Origin of the sequence: Flavobacterium swingsii (assembly GCF_900111965.1) — a bacterium.
Taxonomy (GTDB): Bacteria; Bacteroidota; Bacteroidia; order Flavobacteriales; family Flavobacteriaceae; genus Flavobacterium; species Flavobacterium swingsii.
In genome coordinates this window covers 261,281-271,714 of record NZ_FOJT01000004.1, presented here as the reverse complement: position 1 = coordinate 271,714, position 10,434 = coordinate 261,281, and the positions used below count along the sequence as shown (strand labels likewise).

Here is a 10,434-nt window from a genome sequence, read left to right as displayed (position 1 = left end):
TTAGTATCCGCCTCTGTTTCCACCACGGTCGTTAGAACCACCACGGCTGTTTCCACCACCACTGTAACCTCCACGAGAATCACCACCACGGCTGTTTCCACCACCATAACCACCACCGCTTGGGCGACTGTTATTGAAGCTTTTTCTTTCACCTTCTGGTTTTGGCTCTGATTTGTTTACTACAATAGCACGTCCGTCAACAGTTGCACCATTTAACTCATCAATAGCTTTTTGACCTTCTTCGTCATTTGGCATCTCAACAAAACCAAATCCTTTACTTCTTCCTGTAAATTTATCAGTAATAATTTTTACTGATTCTACAGCACCATAAGCCTCGAAAGACTCTCTTAAATCTGCTTCCTCTATACTCCAAGGAAGACTTCCAACAAAAATGTTCATATATTATATTTATTATATTAGGACAAAGGTAAGTTATTAATATTCTAAATTACACGATGTTACTGTTTTATTTTAAAATAACCTCTTTTTCAATACTTTAGAAGCATCTATATTTAAAATTAATTTACTGGAATCTTATAAAAAACACCATTTTGACAACCCGCTGTTTTTTTGTTTACTGCGTCATATGCTGTAAACTTAAAATTACCTGAAATTGTTGCTCCATCATATTGCGTAATTGTAATTTCTCCATTACTATTGGCTACATTTTGTACGATAAATTTTGCATCTGCATTTCCAGTTACAATTGTAACTAAATCTCCAGCTCTGTAATTATTTCCTGGTGCATTTACTACAACACGAGTAACTACTCCGCTTGTATTTGCATCAATATCTACTTTTAGTCCTGTTCCTGAACCACCTGATGTAAGGACAAGATTTGAAGTCGTATAACCTGTTCCTCCTGCCGAAAGTACTATTTTATTTACCGGTGATGGAGTTATTCCAGTAGTATAATTGAAAGCATTCAATGTATAAGAAGCAAAATTTGAAGTATTGGTAGTTCCCAAAACACGTGTTCCTAATGTGGTTGAATTTATATTTAATTCTACATTTCCAGCAGCAATCCCTTTTATTGTTATTGCTCCCGACGCACTTTTTGTAGCCGAAGAACTGGTTGCTTTCCATACCGAATTATCAATTAATCCTTGAAATGCTGGATTATTAAATTCGACATTTTTTTCACATGATGTTAATACAATAGCTGAAAGAAATAGAAATAGGAGTTTTTTCATTTTTTTTAGTTTAAAACCTTAATTAGTAGCTACAAAAATAACCGATTACAATTAAAAAACTAACAATCGGTATAAATATTTAAAGCAAAAAGCAAAAAATGAACACTTTAACTTTATGTATCAGAAAAATATGTATATTTGCACCCTTAAATAATCGAGGTCGAGTACCTCAAAATTAATCATAAGATTATGTCAGTAAAAATTAGATTACAAAGACACGGTAAAAAAGGAAAACCTTTTTACTGGGTAGTAGCTGCAGATGCACGCTCAAAAAGAGATGGTAAATACCTAGAAAAGATCGGTACTTACAACCCAAACACAAATCCTGCAACAGTAGATTTGAACCTTGATGCTGCCGTACAATGGTTGCACAACGGAGCTCAACCAACTGATACAGCTAGAGCAATTCTTTCTTACAAAGGAGCTTTATTAAAACACCACCTTGATGGAGGAGTTCGTAAAGGAGCGTTAACACAAGATCAAGCTGATGCAAAATTAGCTGCTTGGATTGAAGCTAAATCTGGAAAAGTTGATGCTAAAAAAGATGGTTTATCTAAAGCTCAATCTGATGCTAAAGCTAAAGCATTTAAAGCTGAAACAGTTGCAAACGAAAAACGTATCGCTGCACAAACTGAAGCTGCTAAAGCTCCAGAAGCTGTAGTTGAAGAAGAAGTTGCTACTGAAGAAGTTGTTGAAGCTGCTACAGAAGTAGAAGAAACTCCAGCTGCTGAAGAAGCTAGCGAAGAAAAAGAAGCTTAATATTTAATTTTTGCAAGATGCGTAAAGAAGATTGTTTCTACTTAGGTAAAATTGCAAAAAAATTTAGTTTCAAAGGGGAAGTTTTGATCTATTTAGATACGGACGAACCTGAAATGTATGAAGATTTGGAATCAGTTTTTGTTGAAGTAAACAAAAATCTGGTTCCATTTTTTATTGAAAATAGCAACCTACACAAAGCTGATTTTCTTCGCGTTCGTTTTGAAGACGTAGACAACGAAGAAGAAGCCGATGCTATTATGAACTGCGAAGTTTATCTTCCGTTAAAAATGTTGCCGAAACTTACAGGCAACAAATTCTATTTCCACGAAGTAATTGGTTTTGAAATCGAAGACCAACGTGTTGGCGTTTTTGGAAAAATTGTTTCTATAAATGACACTACGGCACAACCACTTTTTGAGGTTTTAAACGGTGAAGTTGAAATGCTAATCCCAATGATTGATCATTTTATTGTAAAAATAGACCGAGAAAACAAAAAAGTCATTATGAATTTACCAGAAGGACTTGTCGAAATGTATCTTTAGAAGTTTATTCGGGGATTTGGTTATTCGTTTATTTATAAAAATCTGAAATCATCAATCTCATGTTTTCATTCAAAAAATTTTCTGTCCAGCAAGACAAAACAGCCATGAAAGTTGGAACTGATGGAGTTTTACTTGGTGCTTGGACTCCTATAAATCATAATCCAAACTCTATTTTAGACATAGGTACCGGAACAGGTCTTATTGCAATAATGCTGGCACAACGCACTTCAGCCGAGCAAATAGATGCTTTAGAAATTGATGATAATGCCTACGAACAAGCAACCGATAATTTCGAAAATTCACCTTGGAGCGACCGTTTGTTCTGTTACCACGCAGGTTTAGACGAATTCGTCGAAGAACCAGAAGACGAGTATGATTTAATAGTTTGCAACCCCCCATTTTACACCGAAGACTACAAAACCGATAACGATCAAAGAGATTTGGCACGTTTTTCAGACGCCATGCCTTTTGAAGAACTAATCCAAGCGGCCGATTTATTACTTTCTGAAAATGGAATTTTTTCGGTTATAATTCCATTCAAAGAAGAAGAAATATTTATTGCTTTGGCAAACGAATTTGAGTTATATACTATAAAAATAACTCGAGTAAAAGGAACACCAACTTCTGAAATCAAACGTAGCTTATTGGCTTTTAGCCGAAGCAAACAAGATAATTTCCCTATCGATGAATTAATTATCGAAACTGCTCGACATATTTATACCGAAGAATATATTGCCTTGACAAAGGATTTTTATTTGAAAATGTAATTTTTAAATAAAACCTTCACATTTTTGTTTGATTCTTTATTATTTTTTTTATTAGTTTTTTATTAGTTTTTTATTAGTTTTTTCTTCGCCATTAATTATTTCCAGTTGATAAACCCCAGAATTTAAACTTGAAACATCTAGAATATCAAAGTTTTCATTAATCTCTTTATAAATTAATAACCTTCCATTAATATCATATAATGAAACATTATATTTTTCATTTTTTAGATTATTAAAATTAACAACATCATTTACTGGGTTTGGGTAGATTGATATACTGCTACTTGAAAAACTTTCATTACTTAAATTGTTTTGCCAAGTAACATCTAAATTCATACAAGCATTACCCGTTAGACAAGGAAATTCATCTACAATAATATTAAGAATTCCTGTATAATTAGCAACCCAAGTTATTTCTGAATATACACCACAAAAATCATCACTATAGCCTAAAACCATTGTCCCTGTTGAATCGTATAGTGTTAATTGTGAATCCTCAAATCCTGTATTATTACAAAGTGAAACAACATAAGTTTCACCAAAAACAACATTTGAAGTAACTAAGTCGCCTCCAAAAACGCAAGCATCACTAGCCGTTCCTCCTTCAGAAGCAGGCGTTAGGTTAATATAAAATGTATTATTAAAAGGGCATTGAGAAAAAGCAGTTATACTTAATGACAGCACAAATAGAAAAGTAATTTTTTTCATGTTAATTTTGTTAAATTTAAATGTAAATATAAACAAAAAACCCTCACATTTCTGCAAGGGTTTTATCTTAATACTTAGTCCTAAATACTAGTATCTGTAATATTCTGGTTTGAATGGTCCGTCAACTGGAACACCAATATAATCAGCTTGGTCGTTACGTAAAGTTTCCAATTCAACACCTAATTTAGCAAGGTGTAAGAAAGCCACTTTTTCGTCCAAATGTTTTGGTAACATATATACGTCATTGTTGTATGCCGCGCTGTTTTTCCATAATTCGATTTGAGCTAAAGTTTGGTTTGTAAATGAGTTACTCATTACAAAACTTGGGTGACCTGTAGCACAACCTAAGTTTACCAAACGACCTTCTGCCAAGATAAGAATGTCTTTTCCAGCAATAGTATATTTGTCAACTTGTGGTTTGATTTCAATTTTAGATGCACCGTGGTTTTTGTTCAACCAAGCCATATCAATTTCGTTATCAAAATGCCCAATGTTACAAACGATAGTTTTGTCTTTCATTTGTTCAAAGTGAGAACCTAGAACGATATCTTTATTTCCAGTAGTTGTAATGATGATATCAGCATTAGCGACAACAGTGTTTAATTTTTTAACTTCAAAACCGTCCATTGCAGCTTGTAAAGCACAAATTGGGTCAATTTCAGTAACAGTTACAATAGATCCGGCACCTCTAAAAGAAGCAGCAGTTCCTTTTCCAACATCACCGTAACCACAAACGATTACTCTTTTTCCAGCCAACATAATATCAGTTGCACGACGAACTGCATCAACAGCAGATTCTTTACAACCGTATTTGTTATCGAATTTCGATTTAGTAACCGAGTCATTTACGTTAATAGCAGGCATTGGTAAAGTTCCAGCTTTTACTCTTTCGTATAATCTGTGAACTCCAGTAGTAGTTTCTTCAGACAATCCTTTAATTCCATCAACCAAATGAGGATAACGGTCAATAACCATGTTAGTTAAATCTCCACCATCATCAAGAATCATGTTCAATGGTTTTCTGTCTTCCCCAAAGAATAAAGTTTGTTCGATACACCAGTCAAAATCAGGCTCATTCAAACCTTTCCAAGCGTAAACCTGAATTCCCGCAGCAGCAATAGCAGCAGCAGCTTGATCTTGAGTAGAGAAAATGTTACAAGAAGACCAAGTAACTTCAGCTCCAAGAGCAATTAATGTTTCGATTAAAACCGCAGTTTGAATCGTCATGTGCAAACAACCTGCAATACGAGCACCCGCAAGTGGTTGTTCGTTTTTGTATTCAGCACGAAGCGCCATCAATCCTGGCATTTCAGCTTCTGCTAATTCAATTTCTTTTCTTCCCCAAGCCGCTAGAGAAATGTCTTTTACTTTGAAAGCCACGTAAGGCATAGTCGCTGTACTCATATTTATAGTATATTTGTATTATAAAATTTTTGCAAATTTACGTAATAAGTTTATAAAAAAACTATTTTCAGGAATATTTATACATTGTTTAACGGTCTAATTTATAGACCACTATAATTAATATTTTTTAGGAGCTATTCCCGCTATCCGTTGCAATCTTTTCTTTTCTAAAGAAAAAAAGAAAAGGATTTTCACTACTATCGGGGCTAAAAATCAATTACACAACATGCCTTTACACAAAATAATTACACACAATGCATCGACCAAAATTTATATTTGGAAAATAGAAGAATCCTTCGAAGATTTATTCGATGAAGTTGTTCTAAACGACATAAACCTCATCAGACTAAACACGATGAAATCCGAAATGCATCAGCGAGGATTTCTTAGCGTTCGCAAACTATTGCAAGAAGCTGGTTATTCCGATTTCGACTTACATTATGGTCAAGACGGAAAACCGCATCTAAAAGACAACCAATTTATTTCAATTTCTCATTCGTCCGAATTTTCAACTATTGCGATAAGCGACAAACCAGTAGGAATTGATATTGAATTGGCTAAAGAAAAAGTTCTAAAAATTGCCTCTCGCTTTATGGATATTTCACATTTAGAAGGCTTATCCGTTTCAGAACAAATTAGAAAAGCGACTGTTGTGTGGGGAATTAAAGAATCTGTTTTTAAAATTAAAAACGAAAAAGGCATCAGTTTTCCAGATCATATTTTCGAAAATGCTTTTTTATTATCCGACAAAAGAGCAACGGCTCAATTATCTTTCAACAATCTAATTGAATCTTTCGATATATTTTTCGAAGAAATAGACTCAAATAATAGTCAAAATTATACGTTAGTTTATGCATTCGAAAATTAGAAGTAAATAAAAATGAGTACTATTTACAATCAAATCTTAAAAGCTAAAACAGAAAACAAGAAATTACTTGCTGTTTTGCTCGACCCTGATAAAATCGATTTAAACAACATTCAACAATTAATCGAAAAAATTAATCAGTCTCCAGCGACACATATTTTTGTTGGCGGAAGCCTTGTCGAAAATAATATTCTTGACGAATTGGTTTTAGAAATCAAGAAAAATTGCGATTTACCAATTGTACTTTTCCCAGGAAATCCGTCGCAAATATCTAACAAAGCCGATGCAATTTTGTTTTTATCCTTAATCTCAGGAAGGAACTCAGATTACCTTATAGAACATCAGGTAAACGCCGTTCCAATTTTAAATAAAACCAGTCTCGAAATTATTTCAACAGGATATATTCTCATAGAAAGCGGCGCAGAAACAGCTGTTGAAAGAGTAAGCAAAACAAAACCATTAAACAGAAATAATCCAGAATATATTCTTCAAACAGCACAAGCTGGCGAAATGTTAGGCAAAAAACTCATCTATTTAGAAGCCGGAAGCGGTGCGAAAGTTTCTGTTTCTAAAGAGATTATTGCTTTGGTTTCTAAAAATATTACTATTCCATTAATTGTTGGTGGCGGAATTACAAATTTTAAAGACATTGAAAAAACCCATAAAGCTGGTGCGGATTTAGTCGTTATAGGAACTGCTTTTGAAAATAACTTGAATTTTTTTAATAAATAATTTAAATACAAATTACACAGATTTTTTAATTCTAAAATCGTTAATCAACAATATAAAATCTAATGATAGAATATCTTTTTTCTCAATACAAAGATTATCCAACCTACGAAATTACACTTGAATTAGTCGCCATTATTTTTGGATTATGGAGCGTTTGGTGTGCAAAAAAAGATCATATTTGGGTTTTCCCAACAGGATTAGTCAGCACATTTATATATGCTTATTTGCTATGGAAATGGGAATTATTAGGCGACTCTATGATAAATGGTTACTATTTCATCATGAGTATTTATGGTTGGTATCATTGGACTCGAAAAAAAGGAGATGTCGAAGAATTTCCTGTTTCGGTAACAATAAATAAAGAGAAAATAATAGCGTTTATTATTTTTGTATTAACACTCGTTTTTGTTATCATTGTATATCTTTATTTTGGTAAATTTACGAGTTGGTTTTCTTATGTAGATACCTTTTTGACAGCAATATTTTTTGTCGGAATGTGGCTCATGGCAAAAAGAAAAATTGAGAATTGGATTTTCTGGATTGTCGGCGATCTTATATCAATTCCTTTGTATTTTGCAAAAGGATATACATTTACCAGTTTACAATTTCTAGTATTTACAATTGTTGCCGTTTACGGTTATTTAGAATGGAAGAAAATATTACAGCAAAAAACAGTACCACAAAAAATAGTTTAATAGAAACTTACGGTTTCAACAATTTCGATTTTCAGCAAATTGAGGAGAAAGGAATTTCATTAGATACAATTTCAAATCAACTTTCTATTTTTAGAAATAAAATCCCCAAAATCACTTTGCAAAGTGCTGCGACTTTACAAAACGGAATTTGGAATTTATCCGAAGAAGAATTTAAAGAAAAAGTTGCTTTTTTTGACGAAAGAAAATCAAATTTGAAACTAGAAAAGTTTGTTCCAGCTTCTGGAGCGGCAAGCAGAATGTTTCAGTTTCTGAATGAATTTCTGAATAATTTTGATATTGAAATCGATACCATAAACGGATATATTAATAAAAACCAAGCAACAAGTCTGACTGTTTTTCTAACCGGAATAGAAAAATTCCCTTTTTTTGAAGCTATAAATCAAAAACTTGCAGAAACTTTTCCGGACTTTCATTCTTGGACAACAGATAAGAAGAATTACTACTTCATAAAATTTCTAATTGGTTCCGAAAATTTCGATTTTGCTAACAAACCAAAAGGGATTTTGCCGTTTCATCAGTACAAAAATCACATTGCCACTCCTATTGAAGAACACCTAAACGAAAGTGCTTGTTATGCTTCGTCAAACGGAATTTCTAATTTGCATTTTACCGTTTCGGAAGAGCATCAGAAGGAATTTGAAGAAATTTTATCGGAAGTAAAAAGCAAAATAGAAGCCGATAATAATACCAAAATAAACATCAGCTTTTCTTATCAAAACGAAAAAACAGATACACTTGCCGTCGATTTTCAGAATAATCCTTTTCGTGATGAAGACAACAAATTAGTATTTAGACCGGGAGGACATGGCGCTTTAATCGAAAATCTAGATAATATTGATGCCGATATTATTTTTATCAAAAATATAGACAATGTGATTCAAAATCATATTGAAACCATTACGCTTTACAAAAAAGCATTAGCAGGAATTCTGATGCAGTTACAAAATCAGATTTTCACTTATTTAAAAAACATTGACCATAATTTAGTTGCCGAAAATGACCTAGAAAAAATTGTTTCTTTTGCAAAAAACAAGCTGAATATTGTAATTTCAAATAATTTTGAAAAAGCTACTTTTCATGATAAAATTACCTACATAAAAGAAATTTTCAACAAACCAATTCGAGTTTGTGGTATGGTAAAAAACGAAAATGAGCCTGGCGGTGGTCCTTTTTGGATTCGTAATACAAATGAAGATATTTCGTTGCAAATTATAGAAAGTTCTCAAATAGACTTACAAGATGAAGAGCAATTACAAATATTCAAATCAGCAACACATTTTAATCCAGTTGATATTGTTTGTGGTGTTAAAAATTATAATGGTAAAAAAATTAATTTACACCATTTTATAGATGAAAAAAGTGGTTTTATAGTCGACAAAAACAAAAACGGAGCAAATTATAAAGCATACGAATTACCAGGTTTATGGAACGGCGCCATGGCAAATTGGCTTACTGTTTTTGTAGAAGTTCCGCTTATCACTTTCAGCCCTGTTAAAACGGTAAATGATTTACTAAAACCTACGCACCAACCACAATAATGGAAACGGAAAAAATAATAAACGAATTAACTTATAAAGCCGTGCGAAGTTCTGGCGCTGGTGGACAAAACGTAAATAAAGTATCTAGCAAAGTGGTTTTGAGTTTCGATTTACAAAATTCTAAAGCGCTTTCGGAAGAAGAAAAAGAGTTGATTTTAAACAAATTAGCCTCAAGATTAACTTCAGAAAATATATTGATTTTAAATTGTGATGAAGATCGAAGCCAACTAAAAAACAAAGCTATTGTTACAAAAAGATTTCTAGAATTAATTAAAAATGCTTTAATCGTACCCAAAATTAGAAAAGCAACTAAAATTCCAAAATCGGTAATTAGAAAAAGAATAAAAGACAAAAAAAATATTTCTGAGGTTAAGAATAATAGAAAGAAACCGAATTTGGATTAAATTTTACTTCTTAAACTGATTCAAAGCATTTTTAGTAAAATCCGACAAAACCAATTGCCCAGAAATAGATGCTCTATCATACAATAAGGTATTCCAGTGTTCGGTGTTTTCCCAAAAAACTTGTTTCATTTCTTGTAAAGCTTCTGGATTATAAGAAGATAATTTAGAGGTAAATATTGTTAACGATGAATCTAAATCTTCTATTGAAGAAAAAATTTCCGAATACAATCCGTTTTCGAAAGCCCATTTAGCACTTTTCCAATCATGAGCGGCAAGTGTAAGTTGCGACATGCCTGTTTTTCCTATTTTTCTAGAAACTGCAGGTTCAATTACAAATGGACCAATTCCTATAGCAAGCTCAGATAGTTTTACCGATGCATTTTCAGCAGCAAAAACATAATCACAAGCCGAAGCCAAACCTACGCCACCACCAACTGCTTTGCCTTGCACTCTCCCAATAATTATTTTTTTGCAGGTTCGCATCGCATTAATCACATTCGCAAAACCACTAAAAAATAATTTACCGTCTTCAAAATTATCTATAGAAAGTAATTCATCAAAAGAAGCACCAGCACAAAAAGCACTATTGCCTTCACTTTTCAATACTATTACCGAAATCGAGTTATTATCACTCAACAAATTTAATTCAGCTGTTAAATCCTTTAATAAATTACTTGGAAAAGAATTGCTAGCAGGATGACTAAAAGTGATTGTTGCGGTTTTATTATCGATTGTAGTTGCAATAAATCCGTTTGGGCTTAATGTATTCATGTGATTTTTTTAGAACTGTAAATATAAAAATTAAA

At 32.6% G+C, this 10,434-nt stretch carries 13 protein-coding genes; 8 read left to right on the top strand and 5 right to left on the bottom strand.

The genetic code is table 11. The annotated features are described in order from the left end of the window. Both BM053_RS08310 and BM053_RS08305 read right to left on the bottom strand, forming a co-directional pair. Positions 1–399: an RNA recognition motif domain-containing protein gene (locus tag BM053_RS08310; protein ID WP_091476227.1), complete on the bottom strand. Its 399-nt coding sequence runs from the start codon at positions 397–399 to the stop codon at positions 1–3. A gap of 119 nt (positions 400–518) precedes the next feature. Beyond that, positions 519–1,193 (bottom strand): DUF6252 domain-containing protein, encoded by a 675-nt coding sequence (locus tag BM053_RS08305; protein WP_091476225.1) that lies wholly within the window; start codon positions 1,191–1,193, stop codon positions 519–521. Between the two features lie 189 nt (positions 1,194–1,382). Here BM053_RS08305 and BM053_RS08300 point away from each other — a divergent pair, with 189 nt between their 5' ends. The 3 genes from BM053_RS08300 to BM053_RS08290 are packed head-to-tail and all read left to right on the top strand — an operon-like array spanning position 1,383 to position 3,261. Continuing rightward, positions 1,383–1,952, top strand: a complete 570-nt coding sequence (locus BM053_RS08300) for a 30S ribosomal protein S16 (protein ID WP_091476219.1) — start codon at positions 1,383–1,385, stop codon at positions 1,950–1,952. Positions 1,953–1,969: 17 nt separating this feature from the next. Next, positions 1,970–2,494, top strand: coding sequence for a ribosome maturation factor RimM (gene rimM, locus BM053_RS08295; RefSeq protein WP_091476216.1), 525 nt, complete (start codon positions 1,970–1,972; stop codon positions 2,492–2,494). A gap of 59 nt (positions 2,495–2,553) precedes the next feature. Then, positions 2,554–3,261, top strand: coding sequence for a tRNA1(Val) (adenine(37)-N6)-methyltransferase (locus BM053_RS08290; RefSeq protein WP_091476212.1), 708 nt, complete (start codon positions 2,554–2,556; stop codon positions 3,259–3,261). A gap of 51 nt (positions 3,262–3,312) precedes the next feature. Here the strand turns inward: BM053_RS08290 and BM053_RS08285 are convergent, their stop codons facing one another. Together BM053_RS08285 and ahcY are read right to left on the bottom strand one after the other, a co-directional pair. Further along, the gene (locus BM053_RS08285) at positions 3,313–3,969 is read right to left on the bottom strand and encodes a T9SS type A sorting domain-containing protein (RefSeq protein WP_091476207.1); all 657 of its coding nucleotides are present in this window, start codon (positions 3,967–3,969) and stop codon (positions 3,313–3,315) included. 87 nt (positions 3,970–4,056) lie between these two features. Continuing rightward, a complete protein-coding gene (ahcY, locus tag BM053_RS08280) occupies positions 4,057–5,373 on the bottom strand; it encodes an adenosylhomocysteinase (RefSeq protein WP_091476204.1) in 1,317 nt (438 codons plus the stop codon). A 226-nt stretch (positions 5,374–5,599) separates the two neighbouring features. Here ahcY and BM053_RS08275 point away from each other — a divergent pair, with 226 nt between their 5' ends. The 5 genes from BM053_RS08275 to arfB all read left to right on the top strand — a co-directional run bounded on the left by BM053_RS08275 (position 5,600) and on the right by arfB (position 9,628). Next, positions 5,600–6,241 carry a 4'-phosphopantetheinyl transferase family protein gene (locus BM053_RS08275; protein WP_091476201.1) on the top strand — a complete coding sequence of 214 codons (642 nt, stop codon included), beginning with the start codon at positions 5,600–5,602 and terminating at the stop codon, positions 6,239–6,241. A 12-nt stretch (positions 6,242–6,253) separates the two neighbouring features. Beyond that, positions 6,254–6,970: a phosphoglycerol geranylgeranyltransferase gene (locus BM053_RS08270; RefSeq protein ID WP_091476198.1), complete on the top strand. Its 717-nt coding sequence runs from the start codon at positions 6,254–6,256 to the stop codon at positions 6,968–6,970. 62 nt (positions 6,971–7,032) lie between these two features. Continuing rightward, positions 7,033–7,665, top strand: a complete 633-nt coding sequence (pnuC, locus tag BM053_RS08265) for a nicotinamide riboside transporter PnuC (protein ID WP_091476197.1) — start codon at positions 7,033–7,035, stop codon at positions 7,663–7,665. Then, positions 7,617–9,224: a DUF4301 family protein gene (locus BM053_RS08260; protein WP_091476195.1), complete on the top strand. Its 1,608-nt coding sequence runs from the start codon at positions 7,617–7,619 to the stop codon at positions 9,222–9,224. Before pnuC ends, BM053_RS08260 begins: the two co-directional genes overlap by 49 nt. Continuing rightward, complete coding sequence (arfB, locus tag BM053_RS08255) at positions 9,224–9,628, top strand: alternative ribosome rescue aminoacyl-tRNA hydrolase ArfB (protein ID WP_091476191.1); 405 nt, start codon at positions 9,224–9,226, stop codon at positions 9,626–9,628. Before BM053_RS08260 ends, arfB begins: the two co-directional genes overlap by 1 nt. A 3-nt stretch (positions 9,629–9,631) precedes the next feature. On the opposite strand, the gene BM053_RS08250 is transcribed toward arfB, so the two are convergent. After that, entirely contained in the window at positions 9,632–10,399 is a 768-nt protein-coding gene (locus BM053_RS08250; RefSeq protein WP_091476188.1) for an enoyl-CoA hydratase/isomerase family protein, read from the bottom strand. Positions 10,400–10,434: the final 35 nt, after the last annotated feature.